This window comes from Alloalcanivorax xenomutans (assembly GCF_032810065.1).
Classification (GTDB): Bacteria; Pseudomonadota; Gammaproteobacteria; order Pseudomonadales; family Alcanivoracaceae; genus Alloalcanivorax; species Alloalcanivorax xenomutans.
Map to the genome: position 1 here is coordinate 2,547,731 of NZ_CP136538.1, position 23,996 is coordinate 2,571,726.

At 58.4% G+C, this 23,996-nt stretch carries 19 protein-coding genes; 5 read left to right on the forward strand and 14 right to left on the reverse strand.

The window, feature by feature from the left end; genetic code table 11:
* Positions 1 to 48: 48 nt before the first annotated feature.
* Together RYH70_RS11765 and RYH70_RS11770 are read right to left on the reverse strand one after the other, a co-directional pair.
* Positions 49 to 885 carry a hypothetical protein gene (locus tag RYH70_RS11765; protein ID WP_143247782.1) on the reverse strand — a complete coding sequence of 279 codons (837 nt, stop codon included), beginning with the start codon at positions 883 to 885 and terminating at the stop codon, positions 49 to 51.
* Positions 886 to 946: 61 nt separating this feature from the next.
* Complete coding sequence (locus RYH70_RS11770) at positions 947 to 2,458, reverse strand: fumarate hydratase (RefSeq protein ID WP_022995851.1); 1,512 nt, start codon at positions 2,456 to 2,458, stop codon at positions 947 to 949.
* A gap of 325 nt (positions 2,459 to 2,783) precedes the next feature.
* Between RYH70_RS11770 and RYH70_RS11775 the strand changes: the two genes are divergently transcribed.
* The 3 genes from RYH70_RS11775 to RYH70_RS11785 all read left to right on the forward strand — a co-directional run bounded on the left by RYH70_RS11775 (position 2,784) and on the right by RYH70_RS11785 (position 9,827).
* Entirely contained in the window at positions 2,784 to 4,148 is a 1,365-nt protein-coding gene (locus tag RYH70_RS11775; protein WP_063141722.1) for a Fic family protein, read from the forward strand.
* Between the two features lie 643 nt (positions 4,149 to 4,791).
* Entirely contained in the window at positions 4,792 to 6,123 is a 1,332-nt protein-coding gene (locus tag RYH70_RS11780) for an outer membrane protein transport protein (protein WP_317009172.1), read from the forward strand.
* 14 nt (positions 6,124 to 6,137) lie between these two features.
* Positions 6,138 to 9,827 carry an Ig-like domain-containing protein gene (locus tag RYH70_RS11785; RefSeq protein ID WP_317009173.1) on the forward strand — a complete coding sequence of 1,230 codons (3,690 nt, stop codon included), beginning with the start codon at positions 6,138 to 6,140 and terminating at the stop codon, positions 9,825 to 9,827.
* 872 nt (positions 9,828 to 10,699) lie between these two features.
* Here the strand turns inward: RYH70_RS11785 and RYH70_RS11790 are convergent.
* The 9 genes from RYH70_RS11790 to RYH70_RS11830 form a co-directional block, all read right to left on the reverse strand.
* Positions 10,700 to 11,260 (reverse strand): hypothetical protein, encoded by a 561-nt coding sequence (locus tag RYH70_RS11790; protein WP_317009174.1) that lies wholly within the window; start codon positions 11,258 to 11,260, stop codon positions 10,700 to 10,702.
* A 128-nt stretch (positions 11,261 to 11,388) separates the two neighbouring features.
* Complete coding sequence (locus tag RYH70_RS11795; protein WP_317009175.1) at positions 11,389 to 11,553, reverse strand: hypothetical protein; 165 nt, start codon at positions 11,551 to 11,553, stop codon at positions 11,389 to 11,391.
* Positions 11,554 to 11,878: 325 nt separating this feature from the next.
* On the reverse strand, positions 11,879 to 12,895 hold the full coding sequence (locus RYH70_RS11800; RefSeq protein WP_317009176.1) for an Rpn family recombination-promoting nuclease/putative transposase: 1,017 nt from the start codon (positions 12,893 to 12,895) through the stop codon (positions 11,879 to 11,881).
* 193 nt (positions 12,896 to 13,088) lie between these two features.
* A complete protein-coding gene (locus tag RYH70_RS11805; RefSeq protein ID WP_317009177.1) occupies positions 13,089 to 14,057 on the reverse strand; it encodes an Rpn family recombination-promoting nuclease/putative transposase in 969 nt (322 codons plus the stop codon).
* A gap of 430 nt (positions 14,058 to 14,487) precedes the next feature.
* Positions 14,488 to 15,483: an Rpn family recombination-promoting nuclease/putative transposase gene (locus RYH70_RS11810; protein ID WP_317009178.1), complete on the reverse strand. Its 996-nt coding sequence runs from the start codon at positions 15,481 to 15,483 to the stop codon at positions 14,488 to 14,490.
* A gap of 577 nt (positions 15,484 to 16,060) precedes the next feature.
* Entirely contained in the window at positions 16,061 to 16,750 is a 690-nt protein-coding gene (locus RYH70_RS11815; RefSeq protein WP_022996372.1) for a transposase, read from the reverse strand.
* Between the two features lie 375 nt (positions 16,751 to 17,125).
* On the reverse strand, positions 17,126 to 17,947 hold the full coding sequence (locus tag RYH70_RS11820; RefSeq protein ID WP_317009179.1) for an MBL fold metallo-hydrolase: 822 nt from the start codon (positions 17,945 to 17,947) through the stop codon (positions 17,126 to 17,128).
* 210 nt (positions 17,948 to 18,157) lie between these two features.
* Positions 18,158 to 19,057: a LysR substrate-binding domain-containing protein gene (locus tag RYH70_RS11825; protein ID WP_317009180.1), complete on the reverse strand. Its 900-nt coding sequence runs from the start codon at positions 19,055 to 19,057 to the stop codon at positions 18,158 to 18,160.
* A gap of 24 nt (positions 19,058 to 19,081) precedes the next feature.
* Positions 19,082 to 20,176: a DUF2855 family protein gene (locus tag RYH70_RS11830; protein ID WP_317009181.1), complete on the reverse strand. Its 1,095-nt coding sequence runs from the start codon at positions 20,174 to 20,176 to the stop codon at positions 19,082 to 19,084.
* 260 nt (positions 20,177 to 20,436) lie between these two features.
* Between RYH70_RS11830 and RYH70_RS11835 the strand changes: the two genes are divergently transcribed.
* On the forward strand, positions 20,437 to 21,192 hold the full coding sequence (locus tag RYH70_RS11835) for an SDR family oxidoreductase (protein WP_022996368.1): 756 nt from the start codon (positions 20,437 to 20,439) through the stop codon (positions 21,190 to 21,192).
* 203 nt (positions 21,193 to 21,395) lie between these two features.
* Positions 21,396 to 21,653, forward strand: a complete 258-nt coding sequence (locus RYH70_RS11840; protein ID WP_233925679.1) for a hypothetical protein — start codon at positions 21,396 to 21,398, stop codon at positions 21,651 to 21,653.
* 48 nt (positions 21,654 to 21,701) lie between these two features.
* Here the strand turns inward: RYH70_RS11840 and RYH70_RS11845 are convergent, their stop codons facing one another.
* The 3 genes from RYH70_RS11845 to RYH70_RS11855 form a co-directional block, all read right to left on the reverse strand.
* Entirely contained in the window at positions 21,702 to 21,965 is a 264-nt protein-coding gene (locus tag RYH70_RS11845) for a DUF4351 domain-containing protein (RefSeq protein WP_158548996.1), read from the reverse strand.
* A gap of 97 nt (positions 21,966 to 22,062) precedes the next feature.
* Complete coding sequence (locus tag RYH70_RS11850) at positions 22,063 to 22,725, reverse strand: ArsR/SmtB family transcription factor (protein WP_317009182.1); 663 nt, start codon at positions 22,723 to 22,725, stop codon at positions 22,063 to 22,065.
* 232 nt (positions 22,726 to 22,957) lie between these two features.
* The gene (locus RYH70_RS11855) at positions 22,958 to 23,641 is read right to left on the reverse strand and encodes a transposase (protein ID WP_167374848.1); all 684 of its coding nucleotides are present in this window, start codon (positions 23,639 to 23,641) and stop codon (positions 22,958 to 22,960) included.
* Between the last annotated feature and the right edge of the window lie 355 nt (positions 23,642 to 23,996).

The window sequence follows — 23,996 nt, forward strand, 5'->3', positions numbered from 1 at the left end:
CAAAACCAATTCGCCAGCAAGGCTGGCTCCCACAGAACGCACGGCCACCTACAACCGCCCATCCACGTCATAACACTGCCCCGCCACCAGGTTCTGGGCCAGCATGAAGCGGTCCTGGGCGTTGGTGGCCCGCAGTTCGGCCACACTCAGGGATTGCAGCATCCAGGTGTTCCAGACACTGACGAACTGGGTATCGATATCCACGTCGCCCCGGGGCATGGTGGCGTTGAGCGCGCGCACCGACAGGCTGTCGCCCTCCCATTGCATCTCATAGCCTTCATTGGGATAGGCCACTTCGAGACAGGAAAGGAATTCCTTCATGGAGCGTTCCGAGGGCTGCCCGATGGCATAGGCCAGGGGCTGGTCCGGCACTTCTCTGAGCACTTGCAGGATATGCGCGTCCGCCATCCGTTCGCGCAGCTGCGCCAGGGCATCCTCGGCGGCGGAATCGTTGCGGGCCTCGGCCTCTTCCCGGGCCTGGGCAATGGCACGGCGCACCTGCTCGCGGCGGCGCTCCCGCCGTTCGCGTTCAAGCCGCGCCTGAATGGTGGCATCCCAGGCCTCGGACACCAAACGATCCAGTTCCTGATCCTGTTCACGGGCATCCAGCACCCGGCGCACCCGGGCGCCGCAGCGGGCGATCAACCGCGCCCGCTCGTCGCCGGGCAGCCAGCGGTCCTCCCGCCAGGCCGCGGCCAGCTCATCACAGGCCAACTCCGCTACCCCCAATCGTTTCTGGGTGGCATAGTCCAGACCGGCCACCGTGGCCGGCGCCGGCGCCAGACCGAGCCAGCCGCCGGCGGTTTGCCGCAGACCGGCGCAGCCACCCAGCAGCAGGGCGCACAAGGCCAGTGCCCCCCATCGAGACAACGCAAGAGTATTCATAGTGGTCTGTCTGACGCGTTCCGCCCCGAGAGGTTCCCCCCGGGGCGGAAGCGAGGCAGGATTACGCCGACTTCTTGGCGGCGATCTTCTCTTTCCAGATCACCGGGCCGGTCTTGTGTACCGATTCGCCGTTGGAATCCACCGCCACGGTCACCGGCATGTCTTCCACCTCGAATTCGTAGATCGCTTCCATGCCCAGGTCCTCGAAAGCCGCCACGCGGGACTTGCGGATCGCCTTGGACACCAGATAAGCGGCGCCGCCCACGGCCATCAGGTAAACCGCCTTGTTGTCCTTGATCGCCTGGATCGCGGTGTCGCCACGCTCGGCCTTGCCGACCATGCCGATCAGCCCGGTTTCCTCGAGCATGGTACGGGTGAACTTGTCCATGCGGGTAGCGGTGGTCGGACCAGCCGGGCCCACCACTTCGTCGCCCACCGGGTCCACCGGGCCGACGTAGTAGATGAAGCGGTTGGTGAAGTCCACCGGCAGCTTCTCGCCCTTGGAAATCATATCCACCATGCGCTTGTGGGCGGCGTCACGGCCGGTCAGCAGCTTGCCGGACAACAGCAGCGTGTCGCCGGGCTGCCAGGTCTGCACCTCTTCCGGGGTCACGGTGTCCAGGTTGACGCGCTTGGCGCCCTCGTCATTGCCCCAGGCAATATCCGGCCACTCTTCCAGGTCCGGCGCCTTGAGGTCCGCCGGGCCGCTGCCGTCGAGAATAAAGTGGGCATGGCGGGTGGCGGCGCAGTTGGGAATGATCGCCACCGGCTTGTTGGCCGCGTGGGTCGGATAATCCGCCACTTTCACGTCCAGCACCGTGGTCAGACCCCCCAGGCCCTGGGCACCGATGCCCAGCGCGTTGACCTTCTCGAACAGCTCCAGGCGCAGTTCCTCGGCCCGGGTTCGCGGGCCACGGGCCTGCAGCTCGTGAATGTCGATGGGATCCATCAGGGATTCCTTGGCGATCAGCATGGCCTTCTCGGCGGTACCGCCGATACCGATGCCGAGCATGCCCGGCGGGCACCAGCCGGCGCCCATCTTCGGCACCTGTTCCAGCACCCAGTCGACGACGGAGTCGGACGGGTTGAGCATGGCGAACTTGGACTTCGCCTCGGAACCGCCGCCCTTGGCGGCCACGTCGATTTCCAGGGTGTCGCCGGGCACGATGGAATAGTTGATCACCGCCGGGGTGTTGTCCTTGGTGTTGGCGCGCTTGCCATCCGGATCGGCCAGCACCGAGGCGCGCAGCACGTTGTCCGGGTGGTTGTAGGCCCGGCGCACACCTTCGTTGATCATGTCGTCCAGAGACATGTCGCCTTCGAAGGTGACGTTCATGCCGACCTTGGCGAACACGGTGACGATACCGGTGTCCTGGCAGATCGGGCGGTGCCCCATGGCGGACATGCGCGAGTTCACCAGAATCTGCGCCATGGCGTCCTTGGCCGCCTTACTCTCTTCCTTCTCGTAGGCTTCCTTTACCGCGCGGATGAAGTCCACCGGGTGGTAATAGGAGATGTACTGCAGGGCATCGGCCACGCTTTGGATCAGATCGTCCTGGCGAATCACCGTCATTGGGGGCACTCCTGGCTGGAACGAGGGGCGCGCATTATAGCCCATGGCCGGGCGTGTCTCCACGGCACGAGGCCATGACGCTTGAGGTGGCTACACGGTCGCTGTGGGAGCCAGCCTGCTGGCGAATGGGGCACAGCGCCAAAAAGATTCGCCAGCAGGGCTCGCTTCTACAGACCGGGCTACAAAGCCGCTGTGGGAAGCTGCCTTGGCAGCGAATGGGGTTCGGCCGTCAAACAAGATACGGCCAAAAAAGCGCCACTTTGGCCTTGAATTTGGCCGTATCTCTCTCATAATGGCCGTATAAATACTTATACGGCCAAATCCGATGTCCCAATATATCCGCAATCACACCAAGGCAGACCAGATACTGGATGTCCTTTGGAAGCTGTCGGCGCCGGCCAGCCTGCCGGAGATTCTTGAACACTTGCCCGAAGGGTTCGCCGAGCGTTCAACACGGCGCTGGCTGAGCCAACTGGTCGAACAAGGGCTTGTTGTCAAAAGCGGACAAAAGCGCGGCACTCGATACCGTCTGGCCGAAAGCACGGCAGCGGAAATCCGTGAGCCAGAGCCTCCTGTGTTCTTCTCTTTCAGTGACGGTGCCCGTCAGACACTTGAACGGGTGCGGCGGCCACTGCTCGATCGCCGTCCGGTGAGCTATAACGGCGACTGGCTGGAAGAATACAAACCCAACCACAGCCGCTACTTCAGCCAGGCCGACATCGACATTCTGACCGACAAGGGGCGGCGTACCGACACTCCCGAGCCCGCTGGCACCTATGCGCGGCGCATCTATAACCGGCTGTTGATTGACCTGTCCTACCATTCATCCCGGCTGGAGGGAAACACCTACTCGCTGATCGAGACACAACGCCTGCTTCTGGAAGGTACCGGCGCCACCGGAAAGCTCGATGAGGAAGCCGTGATGATCCTCAATCATAAAGAAGCGATCCGTTACCTGGTGGAGCGAGCCGGCCATATGGAGCCCAGCTACGAGGAGATCTGCACGTTACATTACCTTCTGTCCGATGGGCTGGTGCCCCCTCCCCATTCCGGCAAGATCAGGGATCATGGCGTGCGAGTCGGCGCGTCCAGTTATATCCCCCTGGACAACCCCACCACCCTGGAACGCCGCCTGCGCGGCATCACCGCAAAGGCCATGGCGATCCAGGAACCCTATGAGCAGAGTTTGTTCCTGCTGTTGCACGTGGCTTATCTGCAGGCCTTCACCGACGTCAACAAGCGCACCTCGCGTCTTGCCGCCAACATTCCGCTGATTACCCGCAACCGGGTACCGCTGTCGTTCAATGCCATCGAAAAGGACGACTACGCGTCCGCCATGCTGGCCGTCTATGAACTGAACGATCCCCGCCCCCTGATCGAACTGTACCGCGCCTCCTATCTGCGCGGCTGTCAGGAATACGACGCCACCGCCGAAGCGCTGGGCGTGGACACCATACGGGTACGCTACCGCGCACAACGCCGGGATGTACTACGCCAGATCATTCTGGAACGTCTCTCCGGCGCTGCGCTGACCACCCGTCTCAAGGAAGCCGCCCGGGCTGTCCCCGAAAACGACCGCAACGCCTACTTCGAAGACCTGGAGGAAGATATCCGGGAATTGTCGCCACAGCGCCTTGCCGGCCTCGGTGTCACCCGCGAGGATTATCAACGCTGGCGCGACGTTCAGTAGCCCGTTCCCAAAAGCCGCCGCGAGGCCCCCCAAGTTTGAGTGCCCGTTCACCAGCAAGGCTAGCTCCTGCAAACCCAACTACAAAGCCGCTGTGGGAAGCTGGCTAGCCAGCGAATAGTCCCCAAACGCCACAGCTGATTCGCGAGCGAGCTCGCTTCCCACAGCGGCTTCGTAGTCCCGGCTGAGGGAAGATGGCCGGGCGGCGCTCCGCTTGGCAGCGATTTTTCCTGTCCCCTTTTTAAAATACATTTCCCCGATTAATTAATAATCCCGTCGTCGCTCTTCATTAAAGGACAGAGCGTCGTTCCTTTGTCCGAAAAAGACAGCAAAATGGTAGAATAACGACATCTTTTTGTTTACTTATCCCTTGTTCTTATCCTCTTCATCGCTTCGTCCAGCGCTTTGCACTCCCTCCAAAAACAGCCCCAACCCTTTGTTTTAAAAACCTTTTCTAACCAAAAAGAAAAATCGTGACCGACCATTCTCAATCGCCGGTTATGGGCGCCGGCCGACCGCTCCTAGGCTCTGGCTGCCAATCGTAAAGACGGCCTCTTTTTTTAAAAGAAAAAAGGAAAACGCGAAAAAAGCGCAAAAAAGAAAAAGAGCAATAACGACCACAATAATCTTTGGAGGATTTCCTGAAATGATCTCCCGTTCCCGACTGAAGCCCCTCTTTGGGCCGCGGCGCCTAGGGGCCGCGGCGCTGTTGCTTGCCCCGGCGATCGCTTCCGCGAACATGGGTAACATAGCCACCAGCTACGGTGTCCTGCCCAGTGACGTCGCCACCGTCCAGGCCCTCTCCATGTTCAACACCCAGGTCTCCACCACCTACTACAATCCGGCCTTTCTCGCCCGCGACACCCGTGGCGAAATGACCGCCGGACTCATGCACGCCGATCCCAACCTCAAGGCCGACAGCCAAAACCACGGTAAGTACAAGGTCCAGGACGATCCCACCCAGCAAATCCTGCTCGGATTACGTACCGATCTCTCCGGCATCACCGAACTCGGACAGTCCGTGGTCCTCGGCCTCTTGCTCGGCTCCGAGAAGTACTCCCAGGAACTGATGGCCTTCACCTCGCAAACCGCCCCCTACGGCCAGTACTTCAATCACGGCCGTGAGCCGCTGTTCCTGTCCCTCGGCATCGGCACCAACATCTGGCGCGGTCTCGCCATCGGCTTCGCCACCCGCGTCACCCTGCACTCCGACGCCAAGCTGGTCGCCCACACCGACCTCTCCGGCAACACCCAGTACGAGACCCTCGACGTCACCGCCAAACCGGTACTGCGGCCCATCCTCAGCATGAGCCTGGACTGGAAGGAGACCTTCTGCCCCGACGCCGACTGCTGGTACAACGGCGTGGAGACCGCCTTCGCCTTCCGCGGCTACTCCTACGCGCGCGTCAGCGTCGACGCCAACACCATCATTCCCGGCACCATCCCCGAGCCCGGTCTGTTTATTAACCTGAGCACCATCGACTCCTACCAGCCCAACACCTATGTGTTCGGCACTCAGGTGAAAAAAGGCAAGTGGCGCACTGGTGTGGCATTGGAGTTCCAGGAGTGGTCCAAGCTCGAGGACAAACTCACCGCCGGCCACGACGACATCAAGGACGTGGGGGATCTGCAGTTCCGTGACACCTTTATTCCCCGCATTGGCGTGGAGTACGAGTTCGAGCCCGGCATCGGCTTCTCCGGGGGGATCGCCTATCAGGAGTCGCCGCTGGAAACCGGCGTCAACAAAGAGATCAACTATCTGGACGCCCGCCGCACCATCTTCGGCCTGGGCTTCCACGCCACCGCCCAGCGCGTCTACGGCTTCGCCCACCCGGTGCGCTTCGACCTGGCCTACCAGTACCACGCCATCGGCGAGCGGGACTTCCGTTTGATCTCCGACCAGACCGGCAACAATGACCGCGTCAAGACCGACGGTGACGTCAATGTCTTCGCCGCCTCCATCAGCATGCAGTTTTAAGGGGGGAGAACCTTATGATTCGCGGAACCTTTAACCGGACCCTCTACGGGACCTTATTAATAACCGCCTGCGCCACCGTCCTCACCGCCTGTGGCGGCAGTGACGGCTCCAGCATGCCCGGCAATGACGCCAACGACGCCCAGCGGCAAAGCCTGCTCTACGCCTATCCGGACGACGGGCAAAGTGAAGTGGCAATCCCCGCTCCGGTGGTATTGCGGTTCTCCAGCGACATCGAGCTGGCCGCCGCCGAAAACAATATCAAACTGCGCCTTGGGGGCGCCGATGGGGACATCGTCCCCGTCACCTACAGCAAAGTGGAAGCCGACGGCCGCAGCATTCTGCTGACACCCACGGAAAAACTGCAACCGCTCACCGACTACACCGTGACCCTGCGCGGTGTGCAACTTAGCGTGGGCAAGGCACCGAACCGCGATATCCACTTCACCACCCGCGCACTGCAACGGGGCCCGAAATCCCTGGTGGTGGCCGACGACGACTTCACTCTCACCCGCGCCATCCCCAGCGGTGACGTCGAAGAACCGGTGATGGACTTTTCTACTTTCCGTTTCCAGTTCACTCAGCCCATCGACCCCACCAGCGCCCGCTACGGCCTCAACCCGGGCGACGGCACCACGCCGGCGGACACCGTGGCCCTGGTGAACGGCAGCGGTGAGCTGGTGGAAGCGCGCCTGCTCACCGAAGGGCCCTACATGACCCTGGACCCCGCGCCCGAGCACCTCACCCCGGGAGAGACCTACACCCTCACCCTGGGCGACGGCCTGGCCAGCACCTTCGGCAATACATTTGGTGGCCACGAACTCACCGTCACCCCGCAAGACTCATCACCGCGTGGCGAGCCGGCCATCCTGGTACAGCGCATCACCGACTCGGAAAACCGCACCCGCACCTCCCCGCTCACCGGCAAACCGGTGAACGAAGTGCCGGTGAACGCCACCCTGCTCGGCCAGGACAACGTCACCCAGGCCAGCGGCGACGTGCGCGCGGAGCTGGGCGACGTCACCGTCTATACGGATGTCACCCCGGTGCGCATCCCCGCTGATACCATCCTCAGCGGCACCAGCCTGGACGTGCTGATCGGCGGCGAAGTGCCCGCCGGCTTTGAATCCGGCGAAGTGAAAATGCACTTCCTCAGCGACGCCACCGGCTACCTGGTGCCCAACCCCTACGACACCCACAACCGCGCCGACGCCCTGCGCATCGTGCGGCTGTTCATGGATGTGGCCATCACCACCGATGAAGCCCGCGCCAACGGCGGCTTTACCCAGGACATGCTGCACATCGAACTGATCGGCGTCGGCGAAGTGGACCCGCAGGAAGGCGTGCTGAAAATCGACGCGGTCAGCGTGGTGGAGCCGGACGTGCTCGGCCAGGAATTCGCCCACGGCATGCTCAGCTTCCAACTGGAGTCCTATAAGGATCAGCTCAACGCCCCCGCGCCGGTGCCGGACACCACGCCGTTGGAGTTTCAGAGCTGGACCTTGGGCGTGGATGGGCAGACCGGTTTGGACAAGACCGCCATGTTCAAACCCACCGACCCCATCGTATTGAATTTCACCCGCCCGCTGGACCGCCAATCCGTAACCGGCAAAGTGCACCTGTATAAGAATGAAGGCGGTGTACAAACCGAAGTGGACAGCAAAGTCACCGTGGACGGCGCGGCAATCGTGATCAAACCGGTTGATCCGCTGGAGCATCCCACCGAGACCGGACCTTCTTTGTCTTACCAGGTCAGTCTTGATCCGGGGATTATGGATTTGCGGGGGGGAAATTGGAACGGCACCACCACCGATGGCATGGCTTTTGATGGCACCTTTACATTAGATACGTTGGTAGAGACTGTCTCAATATGGCAAGCACGCACTTTTCCTCCCCCCATAGGAATTTTTGATACCGGGGTGGACGAGCCGGTGAAAGAAAAATCCCCTTTTGTCATGGGTGTTTATCCGGGCTATCCCTGCCCTCTCAATACTGCAACACGGAACCTCAACCCAGGTGCGGGGCAATCCATGCTGGCCGGGCGTTGTCGCGGCAGTATGCAACCCAATACAGCGGACGCAAGTATCCCCGGTGAAGACGGCCTTGGCAGTCTCGATCCACTGCCCGCCGACGACATCCTTCCCGTGCCCGAAATGCCCGCCAATCGTCCAATTGTCGTGGTATTTTCCGAGGCAATTGATCCGGCCAGCCTGTTCGATGCGAACGGTAACGCCGTCAATTTCACTGTGCATGAGCTCGATCCGCAAAACCCCGATGTCGAGGGGCCCACGGTCGCCGGCCAAATTTCCTTGCAAGGCAACACACTGAAGTTTGTTCCCGACGCCCCGTGGAAAGAAGGTCAAACTTACACTTACAGACTAGTATCCAACGGCGATATGACTTCTTCGGTTGCGCAGTGTGATGCAAGCCAGCCCGATTCTCACCTCTGCGGTATCGATGGACTGCCAATACACACCCAACTGTTGGCTGATATTTCGACTCACGACGTGTCCCGTGCATTCGGGGGTACTCTACCTGCGCTCATCACAGATCACTTCATCTGGGAGGAGTCCTCACCCAGCCTGACGGGGGGTGGGCCCGACATTGTACAGTATTTCGTGGGTGCGCCAGAGACCGAAAACGTCTTGCAGCTTTTGCGATTGCCTCAGCATGTGGACCGCAACGTCAATCTGGTCAACGATAGCACTGCACAACTCTTTGACTTTTATGGAACGGGTGGGGGACTCTCATTCTTTTTTGGCGACTTCTACCATTACGACATCAACGAAAGCGCACATGTTGATTGGCAGCCTGACAGTTCAACGCAAGGAATTCGTGATATCGTTCACGATCCTTATGACGGCGGCACGCCCGTGGATCCGAACGGCGTGCTTCCTCCGCCCAACAGCGCCAAGATCCTGTCTACATTTTTTGGCTACCGGGAATTCCAACAACTCAGAAATGACGTGAATGAAGCCGAGCTGGCCACGGCATCGACTTCAGTATTTGCCACCACCCAGGATTCCGCCTTAGGCGCTAACATTGGCTGTGGTTGGGTAGAGGGCATCCCATTTGAAGATCAATCAGATGGCTGTGATACCTATGGTGTAGGTGGGTTCGGTGTACCTAAGCAATGTTATTACACCGTTCCCGCCGAGTGTCCCAATGACAAATTCACCTATCTCCACGGGGTGCTTTTCGCGGAAGTCACTGATACGGTGACCGATGCCGGCGCGCTTAAAGTGAACATCTTCCCGGGGCACATCGTTACATCTTCCTTCCGGGTGTTTACGAAGGCCGGTGTAGTTGGAGGCGGCGAAATAGTGGATAGCGGCTATCAGGTGATGCGTATGAGGTATCCCCAGGGAAAGAAAACCATAGAGGGAGAGATCTATCCCGGCTCTGATAACAAGCCGACCTTATCCACCACAGTGGACCTATACATGGACGCTCCTTACCTTTTCACGGATTTGGTGGATATCAAAAACTTATTATCCGATATGCACCACAACCTCTACAGCTATCCGGTGGAAATGAGTCTCTCCGGTAGCATGGAATTTCTCGCCGATGGCCGTATGCTTGTCGAGCAATTTAACGATAACGCCCTGCATATTGGGCAGCGCGGAAATACTCCAGTAACGAAGGTTGATCTGATGGTCCCGGAAAAAGGCTCCTACCTCAGGTATATCTCAGAGCCAATCAAGTGATGGGTTAAAATATTTCTCATTTCCTTGATTTTCGCATCAGGCATTTGTCTATTCCAACTGAACACCCGGCTCTTGTCGGGTGTTTTTTATTAGTCGGCAAAATTCACTATCTGCTACGGTGCTGATAGAAAATCACTCGACACATTCCTTACTTAAATAGAAACAGCAGCAGCAGAACTGTCCCCGCCATCTAAATCCATCCAATCGGGATAAGAGGAGCTCTTTTGACTCTACCCCTCCCAATCCACCTAGCATACGGGTCGACACTAGGCGGCTCGAGTAGGGAGATCCGCCTCGTCCATCGATGTTGCGAGCCCTCTTTCGAGACATCTGCACGCTCTGATCAGAGAAAAGATCCGACTCTCCATTCATATTGGGTTCGGTCTCTCAGTTACGGGTTAGAGAAGCTACTATGGCCTCCGCTGAATTATGTACCCCCTCCCGGAACCCCGCGATGCTGGTAGCACTCTGGAAAGATGACAAACCTCCCAGAGGAAGACTTGCGATCTTTACACCTATGCCCATCGCATATATGTCCAAATCTTCCGTGTATGTACTGAGTTTTGATAATATTCATCGCCTTATCCGGTATGGCCGCCTCATATCCGATTTCAGTTTATCGGGCCAGTGCCTTCCTCCCGCTTCCTTTAGATTCCATCTCGTGGTGGCCCTCCTTGCCGTTCATCTGGTAATTCCTCCCCCTAAAGCGCCTAGCTGAGACCCCAAATCGTCCCGAACGGAAACCACGGAGGCCAAGATAGCGCATGTCCATGTCGCTTCGCGTCATGCCTGGCGGACATGCAAAAAAGGCAGCCGTCAACGGCTGCCTATAAAGAGAGTGAATTACTAAGAATCACTGAACCATTTAGCCCTTAAAAAACACAACCGAGGTTCTGCAAGTGATCAGGCGCCACAGTATTGAAGGTGGCTGTACTTCCAAAGTTGTTAGTGCCAGATACCTGCACTACAGCTGGAACATCAACGGTGGTGCCGGTATCACATGTGGCAGGGATAGCGGGACCGCCAGAGACTCCGGTAACGGTGCCACCGGCAATAACTGCTGGTTGGCCGGACGGAGGGGCAGAACGAACAATAACGGAACCTGTTGCCCCAGTATCAATAGTGCCCACGCCAGCCAGGATAGCAGCCGCATCACCCGTCCAAGGGAAATTACCCAGGAACAAGCCAGGGCAGGAGGCATCGCCCGCCACCGGACCAGCGGCGACTATCTCAATGTTGCCGGCACAATCAACTTTGGTGGTCAACGTAAGCCAACAGGTGGTGGGGGCCCCGCCACCTACCGTCAGCTCAGTTTCACCCTTGAACGTACAAACCGCGTACGGCGGCACCATAGCACTCGCACTACCTGCTGCTGCCAAAGCCACTGCGCCAGCCAAAGCCAGCATACTCGTTTTCAAGATTTTGGTACTCATGGCTAAGTCCTCCATTTTTTGGTTAGCCGTGTATCATTTGTTTTTTCCTATCTGGACAGGTCGACTGCCTCCCTGGCCTGTCCCCTTCAGCCAACGGCGGGATGCCGTTGACTGCCCCCGAGGGTTGTTCACCCTTCGGCACGGACCAGATAAATAGATTCACAACCGCAAAACAATAGATTACCTGTCCCCTTAAGCACTTTTTCTTTTTTAAAAAACACAAACCCAGCAACCATGCGGCTTACAGAAAATGTACCTGGAACCTTTTTTGGATAAGAGACGGTGTCGCTCACGCAAAAATGACGCTTTTTTTGAGAGAAAAATTCAGAAAATAAAAAGGGGACAATAATAAAAGAGGGAAAAGGAAACACTTCTCAGGAAACGTTTACCGAAACCAGAGAGAAAGGTGGTTGTCTGTGTTGGGAAAAGGAATCGGAGGTGGGGTCGCGTTGTCTGGGCGGTTGATGGGGTGCGTCGATTCGCTGCCTAGGCAGCTTCCCACAGGGGCTACGAAGCCGCTGTGGGAGCCAGCCTTGCTGGCGAAGGGTTCTCTTGGGGAGGAGAAAAGAATTCGCCTGCAGGCAGGCTCCCACAGGGGGGTGTGAATACAGGGTGGTGCTAGTCGAAAACCGCCTCCACTGTCTCCACTTCGTAAACGCGGTCGATCCAGTCTTCCAGCTGCTCTCGGCTGGCGCCGTTCAGCCTGGTTTCGATCTCCGCCGGCACTTCACCGAAGCGGCGCCGTAGCTGGCGCAGCAGGATGTTTCGGGCTTCGGCGGTGGAGCCTTCCTGACGACCTTCCTGGCGACCTTCCTGACGACCTTTTTGCAGCCCTTGCTTTCGGCCTTTCTTCATGCCGGCCTCGAGGCCTTCACGCCAAAACTGAGCCTTCCATTCCCGTACTCTGTCCTCAAGCATACTGTGTGCCTCCCTTAAATTATGGACCGCTTGCCAGGGCACCTGGGAGTCCAGGCTTGGCCCACGGCGACGTAACCATTCCAGAATACCTTGCTCCAGGTATTGTTGCTCTGGATCCTTCAACCAGTCCACCAAACGCGCAATGACGCGCAGCATGTCTCTTGATGTTGCCCCGTTTTCAAGCGCGAACACCGCGGCAACCAGGTTTCTTTCTCTCAGATTACCCTTGTCTGCATAAAGCCCCTGGTCAACCAGGAAAAAACGCTGCCTGGGCAGATAGGGGTGCAATGCTTCCGGTGACTCCTGGATCAGATCATTAAGATCCGTGGCGGCACGCCAGCGCCGCCGGCCGTTGTACAACACAATGGGCAGAACCGCGGGCAGGCGCCCATCCACTTCCAGTTCCCCTCGCCGAATCAGATCCTGATACAACAGTCCAAGGTATGTCTGAATCCGGACGGGCATGTAACGGTCTTCCTTGGATTGAAATTCCAGCATCAGATAGATATACAGCCACTCCCGCTTCCAGCGCACCCGCCATAAGGCGTCGTTATGCCGGGCACGCAAGTCGTCGCTGACATAGCCATCACTGACTTTCTCAAGAGAGACAAAATCAAGCTCCCGCACCCAGCTCCCCTCCATGAATCCCAGCAATAGGTCCCGCACCATCTCTGCGTGTGCGAATAAAAACTTGTAGCTGGTATCGTGATCTGTCATATCCCCTCCCCTGGCAGGACAACACTATGACAGTGAGAAACAGGCGCGGTCTGTCAGCCGAGACGGAAAGGCCTGTCAGTGGGAAAGGACAGTGAGTGTAAGAAAGGTTCGCGTCATTCGAATCAGGTCTTTCCTGGCGTACCGATTCGCTGCCTAGGCAGCTTCCCACAGGGGGTGTGAATACAGGGTGGTGCTAGTCGAAAACCGCCTCCACTGTCTCCACTTCGTAAACGCGGTCGATCCAGTCTTCCAGCTGCTCTCGGCTGGCACCGTTCAGCCTGGTTTCGATCTCCGCCGGCACTTCGCCGAAGCGGCGCCGTAGCTGGCGCAGCAGGATGTTTCGGGCTTCGGTGGTGGAGCCTTGTTCGAGGCCTTCACGCCGGCCTTCCGCCAGCCCTTCACGCCGAAACTGGGCTTTCCACACCCGCACTCTGTCTTCCAGCATGCTATGAGCCTCCCTTAAAGTGTGAATTTCCTGCCAGGGCACCTGCGAGTCCAGGCGCGGGCCCCGCCGACGCAACCATTCCAAAACACCTTGCTGCAGGTGGGCTTGCCCTGCTCCTTCCAGCCAGTTTACGAGACAGGAGGAAGCCCGCAACATGTCCTCCTCGGTCACGCTGGTTTCCATTGCGAATACCGCGGCGACCAGATTCCTTTCACGCAATGCCCCCTCGCCTGCCTGTATTCCCAGATCCAATAGCAAGAACTTTTGCCGGGCCTGATAGGGCTTCAGTGCCTCAGGAACCTGCTGGATCAAATCACTCAGATCGGTGGAAGCACGCCAGGGCTTCCGGCCGTTGTACAACACGATGGGTAGTACCGGGGGCAAGCGCCCCGTTTCCTCTAGAGCCTCGCTTCGAAGCAGATCCTGATACAACAACCCGGTGTACGTCAGGACGCGCAGTGGCATGTAGTGATCCACCTTGGACTGAAACTCCAGCATCAGATAGAGGTATACCCACTCCCGCTTCCAACGTACCCGCCAAAGAGCATCATTATGCCGGGCACGCAGATCGTCGCTGACGTAGCCATCGCTAACCTTCTCCAGAGAGGCCAGATCCAGGTTCCGCACCCAGCCACTATCCATGAACCCCAGCAGTAAATCCCGCACCATTTCCGCGTGCGCGAACAGAAACTTGTAACTGGTATCGTGATCCGTCATATCCCTCTCCCAAAAACAAAGAGGAGTATGACCACGGACGGCGGGCAGGTCTGTCAGTCACAGCGGAAGAAGACGTCAGCTTTTGGCCAAAGCATTGTAAGTATTGACGTTATTCCTAACTGTTTTCCGCAGTGGGCCGCCACCCCCGAAAAAGTAGACTATGATATAGCAGGAAAAACAGAGCAACCCATTGAAGCGAATAAGGAAAATTATAAAAGAGAATGCCGCTCTTATTTGTAGGCCTGTTCTATAAAGGACCATTCGTATCAGGTCCTGCCCGGCGTGTTGATTCGCTGCCGAGGCAGCTTCTCACAGGGGGCTACGAAGCCGCTGTGGGAGCTAGCCTTGCTGGCGAAGGGTTCTCTTGGAGAGGAGAAAAGAATTCGCCTGCAGGCAGACTCCTACAGGGGGAGTGAATCTCGGGGTGGTGCTAGTCGAAAACTGCCGCCACCGTCTCCACTTCATAAACGCGGTCGATCCAGTCTTCCAGCTGCTCTCGGCTGGCGCCGTTCAGCCTGGTTTCGATCTCCGCCGGCACTTCGCCGAAGCGGCGCCGTAGCTGGCGCAGCAGGATGTTTCGGGCTTCGGCGGTGGAGCCTTGTTCCACACCTCGTTCAATGCCTTGTGCGAGACCTTGTTCCAGGCCTTCCCTCAGACCCACCTGATGGTGCATATCCTTCCATTCCTGAGCACTGTTGCGCGTCATTTCCTGGATCTCCTGTAAGTCGAGCAATTGTGGGATCGTTACACCCGGCATCCATTGGGGAAGCCGGCGGCGCAGCCATGCCACGAAGCTGTGCCGCAGACCCGCCAGTTCCGGTGGACGTAACCAGTCTATCAAATCATTAAGAACCTCGGGTACTTCGGCAAAGGTGCGATGTTGTTCCAACCGGAACAGAGCGGCGACCAGGTTGCGCATGGACGCCAGTTGGTCCAGATCAAAAGCGCCTTGGTCCAGAAGTAAAAAGGCCTGCTCTGACTGAAGACCGGCAAACTCCGCGGGGCCAGGCAGGATCAGATTCCTGACGTGGATGGGAGCCCGCCATCGGGGTTCTCCGTTATACAGTACGACGGGCAAGATAAAGGGCAGTTTCTGGTGGTTATCTTCAAGCCTCTTACGGCGAATCAGGTCTTGATATAAAAGGCCCGTGTAGGTATGAACCCGCACCGGCATGAACCGATCCACACTGGATTGGAACTCCAACAACAGATAAAGATGAATCCAATCCCGCCCCCAGCGAATCCGCCAAATAGCATCGTCGTGACGGGTGCGCAAGTCGTCACTGACGTAGCTGCCGTTCATCTTTTCCAGGGAATGCCAGTCCAGCCGCTGAATCCAATCCCCTGGCATAAATCCTTCCAGCAGATCCCGCACCATGGCCGCATGGGAAAACAATAATTTATAGCCGGTGTCATGATCCGTCATGTGCCCTCCAGTAGCAGAAGGACACTATGACGATGGATAAGGGACTGGTCTGTCAGCCGAAACGGAAAGGTATGTCAGCGGGAAAGGACAGTGAGTGTAGGAAAGGTGCGTGCGATTCGGATCAGGTCTTCCTGGCCTGCCGATTCGCTGCCTAGGCAGCTTCCCACAGGGGGGGAGTGGGCTACGAAGCTGCTGTGGGAGCTAGCCTTGCTGGCGAAGGTTTTTAGAATTCGCCTGCAGGCAGGCTCCTACAGGGGAAATAAATCTCGGGTGGGTGCTAGTCGAACACCGGCTCCATGAGCCTCGAAGATGTACTCCAAAGGGGAAAAAAACGCTCAAGCCAGAGGCTTATTGGTTTGGGGCCAATATTGAAGAAGGCAGGGCGCCCTGGCTGAGCGTGCATAAACAACAGCAAAAACCAACAAGTTCATCCACGATTGGAAACACAAGGCTCCCGATCGATACGGATCACTATCGCTTATCCAGCCTGGCCAGACAACCTTTTTCGATGAAAAACCTCAATAAAAAGAGCGACTTACGCTCTTTTTAAAGGCCCGAATTGAAGGCGCCGCCACGGTTATTTCTTCCTGGGCCGGCCACGCCCACGGAAGTGAAGACGCTCCCCGGTAAGCTTTTCCAGCTTGTCGGCGTAGGCCCGGCTACCGATGTATTGATTGCGCTTCACCGCGGTTTCGATACGCTCCCGTTCGCGCTCCTCGCAGCCCATCGACAACAGTTCCCTGAAGGCGTCCCGGCGGCTGTTGATGTCCGGTCCCAGATGCAGGAAACCTTCGTTGAAATCGATCAATCCAGGATGGTCGCCACGCATCCTCGCCCCATGACTGCTCCAGCGGTAACGCCCCGCCGACCTGCTCAGTCCCTCCATCACCGGCAACAGCTCCATGTAACGCAGGTCCGCCAACAGCCACTGCCCGGGCTCCACCAAGGCGCTGCGGAAGCGTCCATGCCAAAGCGCGCCATCCCGGCCATGGCGGTGGTTGAAGTCCTGACTGTAGCGGCGCTGCACATACTGAACGCAGCAGCTGAGGTCATCCGCCCTGCGCATGGGGCGCAGCAGCAAATGGGCGGCACCGGGCAACAGGCACCAACCATGCACCCGCACCTGGAAGCGGGCCTTGGCCACTTGCAGAAGACGCAGGTACTCCTGGTAATCCTGGTCCTCGATGAATACCGGTTCCCGGTTATGACTTTCCTCAAAGACGTGATGAGCTTCCCCCACCACCAGAGTTCGTTTCTTCCTTGACATGCCCCTGCTCCATAGTCGCCTTTGGCCCTATCGGAAATCATTGTGTTTTCAGGTGGCTGCGCTGACTTCCTCATGCCGGTATGGCGCTGACAGGAAATTGCGTTCTTGTATTATTTTTATACAATTCGATTTATAACAAATAATTATCCTAGCGTCGATCACTTCCGGGGCCGCTCTGCTTCTTTTCAAGGCTCCCGCTCTTCGATTCGATTTTTCGCAATTCTCTTCGAGCCGGTTTTTGCGGCAATGCCAATTTCCCGCCTTTCTTTTTATATTTTTCTCAGGAAATGGAATAAGTTCGGGGGCCAAAGCCCCCTTCCGATCATAAGGATAAAAGCGAAGTCAGCTCTTTCCTAAAATGGATATAAGAGAACCTCAGCCCCCCAGCCGGTAGATACCCGATTCGTCCACGATCACCCGTCCATTGGCCGTGAGTTCGGCCAGGTGCTGGGAAATGGTGCGGGTCTCGGCGTCCGTGACCCAGGCGGCGTTGAACCCGGCAGGATAGAGAAGTCGCTGTTCCACCAGTTGTTCCAGTGTCCTTGGAGACTCGCTCAGCAGATCCAGTAGCCGCTGCTCACGCTGGTCGATCTTGGCGGCGAAGGCAGCCAGGTCATTGAGAAAATGCGCCCGGTCGGTGTAGACGCCCCGGTGATGGGAGGTAACCCAAACTTTGGCGGGAATATCCGGCAGCCGCGCCAGAGTGCGGCGGAAGTCACCCAGGTTCGAGCAAGCGTCCCCGTAGTAAGGGCCGAACCCGGTCAGATCGATATCACCGATAAAGGCCACACCCTCGGGTTCCACCAGTAGCACACAGTGGCCCGCGGTATGCCCGGGCATGTGGAAGGCCCGAACCGTGGAACCGCCAAGTTCCCAGCACGCGCCGTCCTGGTACCCCTGTGCATCGGGCCGGGGCGCGTAGAAAAAGTCCCGTTGGAACTTCTTCAGTGTCTGCTCGATACGCTCCTCCGATGTCATGCCGAAGGCGGCCACCAGGCCCTCCCAGCTGCGCGCCGATGGTAAGTCGGCCTCATGCACATGAACCTCGGCTTCGGGCAAACGGTGCAGCCCCGCCATATGGTCTTCATGCACATGCCCCATCACCACCAGTTCGGTGGCGTCGAACTCCGCGCCGATATAGTTCGAGACAATCGGCGTGTCGAACGCCGCGCGTGTATCCGTACCCCGTATGAGCACTTGATTACCATCAGGATACTTGCCACTTTTTTCACCAAACAGGACGGAAACACGACCGAAGTCGGCGCGCTGTACAGCTATATTGGAAGCTCTGTTCGCTTCACCTGAATTCATTTTATTAACCTTCTTAAGAGAATGTCATCCAATAACACAGCACACCGGATACCGGCGGAAAACTCAAGATGATATTGACACTTTTCGTCACCCGGGTCAGGTATTCTCTGGCAAGCCGGCTTCCTCCTTCAGCCACTGCCAGAACACTCGCACGGCCCGGTCATGCCGGCGCCCGGGCGCGGTGGCGATGTGATAATGGCCGGGAATCGCCCAGGTGCCGGGAAAGGCCACGGCGAGTCGCCCGCTTTCCAGAAACGGGGTCACCAGGGGACGAACACCAAGGGCGACACCGAGGCCACGGGCGGCGGCTTCATACAAAACCTGCAAGCTGTCGAAACGAAGCCGTTCCTGGCCGGACCAGGACGGTTGTCCCGCCCAGTGGAACCAGTCTCGCCACTGGTTGGCGGGATACACCGCTTCAAGCAGGCGGTGACGAGGCAAATCCTCAATCCGTGCGGGCGGCGGCAGATCGTAGGCCAGCCGTTCGGCGCAGACCACCTCGGCGGTGACCGCCATCAACGGCTCCGAGACCAGATGGCGCCATTGCCCGTCACCGAAGAGAATCCCCACATCCGCGGCACCGCCCAGCAGATCAATGTCACCGGAACGGGTTTGCAGGATCAGTTCGATGCCCGGTTCACGGGTCTGGAAGCGATGCAGGCGGGGCAGCAGCCAGCTGATAGCAAGAGATTGGGAGATTCCCACCCGCAATGGACGGTGTGATGGATCCGGAGCCATCCACTCGGTGGCGGCGCGCAGGGCCTGATAGCCGGGCTCCAGGCGCAGAAGATAACGGCGGCCGGCGGCGGTGAGTTGCGGAGAGGGCCCGGAGCGGTCAAACAATTGCACGCCGATGTGTTCTTCCAGAGCCTGGATGCGGCGTGAAAATGCCGACGGGCTCAGCCCCAGCTTCTCCGCCGCGTCGCGAAACCCTCCGGTGCGCGCGGCGACGATAAACGCTTCGATTGCCCCCCAGGGTGGCGAGCGCCGGTTCACATTCGCATCTCCTCGGATCAGAGGTCACCAGTAAAGCACGTTTGCCTGATCGACGCGTGCCCGGCCCTCCAGTACCTCAAGATAGACCTGCTCCACCGCTTCCGGCCCATGGGACGACTGGATTTCCAGCCATCGTGCCGCGTGCCGGTAAAAGCGCGCGGAATGATCCCGTACCGTCTCGGCCATACGTTCCGCGCCCCAGGCCCGCCGCCGGGCGAGAATGTGATCCGGCGCGAAAAACAAGGTCGGCGGCGGCCCCGGCAAATCCGGCTCCTGCTCATGCAGGTTCGGCGAGGCCGCGTCCCAGTGCGTAAAGCCTACCCGGCAACTGTGACGAAGAGCATCACCGAGATGGCGATGCACCGCCGCCCTGCTGCTCTGGTTGCCGGAGATGTCCACATACACCGACGGCCGACGCCGGACCGTATCCAGATCGGAATAACACAGCACCGTGTCGTAGAGTCCGGTGCTTTCCACGAAGGACCGATTGGCCGGCGCGGTAAGCCCGATCACCTCGCCGGCGGGGCGGTCCGCTCCGGTCAGCATGAAACCCAATCCCAGGGCGGTTTTGCTTGAGGCACTGGAGATCAGGATCTGTTCGGCACCGAAAGCCCGCTGCTGCTGTAGCCAGTCAGCCAGAAAAAACGACAGACTGAACAAGGGCCGCAATACCAAATGGGGGTTTTCCCGATCCGTTTCCGGCTCGGTCACGCGGGTGTATTCGTTATAGGTGGATGGCAGCTCGCGGCGATGTCCGGCGCCGTCCAAAAAACGCCGGGCGGTCACTTTTTCCGGTGCCAGGCGCAGGTGGCTGCTCATTGGGAAGTAGCCGTAAATCCGCTCTCCCTCTGCGATCTCCTCATGCCGGGAGGCAATGACACGCCCGTAGCCCCACACCGGCACCGAACCCCAACCATCCGCCTGCGGGAAGAAGTCCCAGTAACGGCCGCTGTCTCCCAAACGCGCGTAGGTGATGTTGTTGGCGGTGAGCGCGAATTTCTCCGCCGCCACCTCTATTTCGCCCTTTGGCAAAGGGGGTAATTGCTTACCCCATTGCCAGCGGAAGGTACGCGGATCGTCGCGCCGCACAAGAAAATCGGCCAGGTCACTATTGTTCATAATCATGCTCTCCCTCTGGAAGGCTCATCCTAGGCGGCACGATTTCCCCGGGTCGATTGCGTTAAGCGCAATCCGCGTTGCGGCAAACAAGACGGGTGGACTTATTGTTCGTTGAGTTCGAACACTGCTGTCGAAAAAGGAGGCATTATCCCGGGAAGGCGGGTGGTTAACCTCAACGAGGACGGTGACCTCCTCTTCCCTTGATTCGAGGATTCGCCGCATCGCATACGCAGCTAAATCCAGTAAAGGAGATAACGGATATGACCGCGCAGACTCTGCAAAACAAAGTGGCCGTGATCGGCGCCGGCGCCAAGAACCTGGGTGGCCTGATCAGCCGCAAGATGGCGGAAGGCGGAGCCAAGGTGGTGGTGCACTATCACAGCGACGGCTCCAAGGCGGACGCCGAAGCCACGGTACAGGCGATCAAGAATGCCGGCGGTGAGGCTCTGGCGGTACAGGGCGACCTGAGCAAACCGGATCAGGTCACCGCCTTGTTCGATCAGGCCATATCCCACTTCGGCGGCGTGGACATCGCCGTAAACACGGTGGGCAAAGTATTGCGCAAGCCGATCCTGGAAACGTCGGAAGACGAGTACGACTCGATGTTCGACATCAATTCCAAAGCGGCTTATTTCTTTATCAAGGAAGCGGGCCGGACCCTCAACGACAACGGCAAGATCATCACCATCGTCACCGCCTTGCTGGGGGCCTTCACCGACGGCTATTCCACCTATGCCGGCGGTAAAGCGCCGGTGGACCACTTCACCAGGGCCGCCGCCAAGGAGTTCGGTTCCCGTGGCATCTCCGTCACCGCCATCGCCCCGGGCCCCATGGACACGCCCTTCTTCTATCCCCAGGAGACCCCGGAACGGGTGGAGTTTCATAAATCCCAGGCGATGAATGGCGATCTGACAAAAATCGAGGACATCGAACCCATCGTCCGCTTCCTCGCCACCGAAGGCTGGTGGATCACCGGCCAAACCATTTTCGCCAACGGCGGCTACACCACGCGCTGAGGGTCCGTGGCCAGCCTATTGGTCCAGGAGATATGATTTCGCGCTGTATTCGCTGGCAAGCCAGCTTCCCACAGAGAATGCCACGAAGCCGCTGTGGGAGCTTGCTTGCAAGCGAATGAGTTTGCAATATTCGCTTGCAGGCAAGCTCCCACAGCCCGCCCTCTATTGCATGTGAACGGGCGTATTAATTTGGGGAAACACTTATGCGTACGCTTCTTTTCATCGCCGCGGGGCTGCTGTTGCTGGGGATGTTGCAGTTATTCAGCCGTCCCCACTGGCGTGGCCGCGCGGCCCTGGGGTTCATCGTGGTGTGGCTGCTGGTCAGTGCCGTCAACCTGAGCCAGGGGCTGCGCGCCGGATACGCTCTCGGTGAAGAATTGCTGGTGCACCTGTTTCTTTTCGGCATTCCCGCCCTCGCCGCGCTTTGGGCCTGGCGGCAGCAAAGCACCTCGGAAAAATGAGCCAGAGCCCTTGAGCACCGCCATCTGGCGGCACATCATCACGCCGGATCAGCGGAATACTTCGCCAATGGTCAGACTATCGAACAAGCGATCGATCCACTGATCCAGCTCGTCCAGGCGCGCCGCGTTCAGTTGGGCTTCGATATGGGGAGGGACGTGACCGAAACGGCGCTGCAGTTGCCGTTGCAGGATGGACCGGGCGACATCGGTGGCGCCCTTTTCGACGCCCTGTTGCCATTGCCGTGCCACGCCCTGGGACAGGCCCGCTTGTCGATATTGCTGTTGTGATTCTTTTATTGTTTCCACCAGCATGGTGTTTACCTCTTGCCAGTTTCGTCCGCGCCTCACGGCGTTTGACATTCCATGATCTGACTTCGAGTCTAACAGATGTCAGGCTCCCGGCTAGCCCCTAATCCACCAACGGCAGCCCCGCGGCGCGCCACTCCAGGATGCCCGCTTGATAACGGCGCACCTGGAAGCCCCGTTCACGCAGCAGACGCGCGGCGTCATGGGAGAACGCGCAGTAGACCCCACGGCAATAGGCAACGATTTCCCGGTCCCGCGGCAGCGCCGAAAGCATGCTCTCCAACTCCGCTATCGGTGCGTTCAGGGCGCCCGGCAGATGTCCGGCCTGATACTCCGCGTTGGGGCGCACGTCCAGCAAGGTCACCGCCCCCTCCTCCAGGGCCCGCTGTAATTCAGCGCGAGTCATCGGCTCGAGGGCTTCGCCGGCATCATCGTCGGCGAACAGCCGCCCCATAAGGCGTTCCATTTCAGCCAGATGGGTTTCCGCCACCTCCTGCAGCAGAGTCAGCAGCCGCGGAATGCGCTCGTCGGTGAGCCGATAGACCATTTGCCGCCCGTCCCGGCGGGCGGTGACCAACCCGGCGCGGCGCAGATGCTGGAGATGCTGCGAGGCATTGGCGATGGACAGGCCGCTGGCCCCCGCCAACTCCTCTACCGGCGCCTCCTTCTGCGCCAGATGCTCCAGCAGCGCCAGCCGATGGCCGTTGCCCAAAGCACGGCCCAGCTGGGAGAGCACATCAAACAGTTCCTGGCGGGATACCGGCATGCACGGACCTCAAATAATCAATAAATCAATTGAATAAAACCTTATCCAAGGTCGCGTTTTATCGCAATCACTGCCGTCGCTCCCTGTAGGAGGTTCCCATGGTGGCCCTGCAACGCGAATGGGGCTTCCGATGTTGGGTATTCGCTTGCAGGCAAGCTCCCACAGCGGCTCCGTAGCGCTGTCTGTGGGAACCAGCCTGCTGGCGAATGGGGCTGGCCTTGTAGCTGGCCGTTCAGCGGCGGCGGCGTGCCTTGCGGCGGCGGGGGGTTCGGGACAACGAGCCCTTGGGGCGGCCGGGGCCGCGGCTGGCCAGGCGGACACCAGTGGCCTTTTCCACCTGGTCGATAAAGCGGTCATCGCCGGTAAGCTGGCTGCGGTGAATAGCGTTATGGATACGGCACCATTCGGCGTCCTCCATCTCCCGGGTCAGAAGCCGGCGGTAGAGCTTTTGCCGCTCTGTTTCATCGCTGTGCAGAGCCAGGTAATCCGGATGATCATCCAATGGATAACCGGCCATGAATCCCATACGGATGACATGGCTGGACCAGTCGTAATGATCAATATGCTCCACCCCCGCCATACTCAAGGGCAGAGTTTCGATATAGCGCATGCTGGACAACGACCACGGGCCCCACTGCACCGGACTTGAACGATAGCGCCCATCCCAGAGCCGGCCATTACGCTTGGCGATGCGATTGTGCCGGCGCACCGTTCTCACCGACAGCGACTTCATGAATTCGCTAATGCGCTGGGGATCGCCCATGGGATCAAGCAACAAATTGACCTGATCGCTCAACAGGCACCATGCATAAATCCTCACACCCAGTTTGGTGCGCAGATCCTGAACATCCAGCAAGTATTTATGAAATTCTTCCACCTCCCGGAATATCCGCTCACCGGCTCGGGCTCGCTGCATGATATGACAGGGGAAGTCTGGAAGAATAAAACGCCTCTTCCGTGGCATAGCCATGCTCTCTGCACAGTCTTTAATTATGTTTCGATAATTTTACACTTCAAACTAAAAATACCAACCCGAAATCGGCACCATAGTACGGATTTTATCTGTCCCCTTTTGTTGTGCCGCGACAACCTACCTAAAAAAAGGCGACGAACCTTGTTTTTCCGTATAAAAACGCGATTTCAAAATAGCGGAAGACACTATTGAAATAATAATAACAACGCTCTTTGAAGATGCCGTTAAAACCTGAGAGGCAAGTTTGATAAGCAAAAAAAAACGGCACCCTGTGGTGCCGTGAAAGAGCCAATGTTGG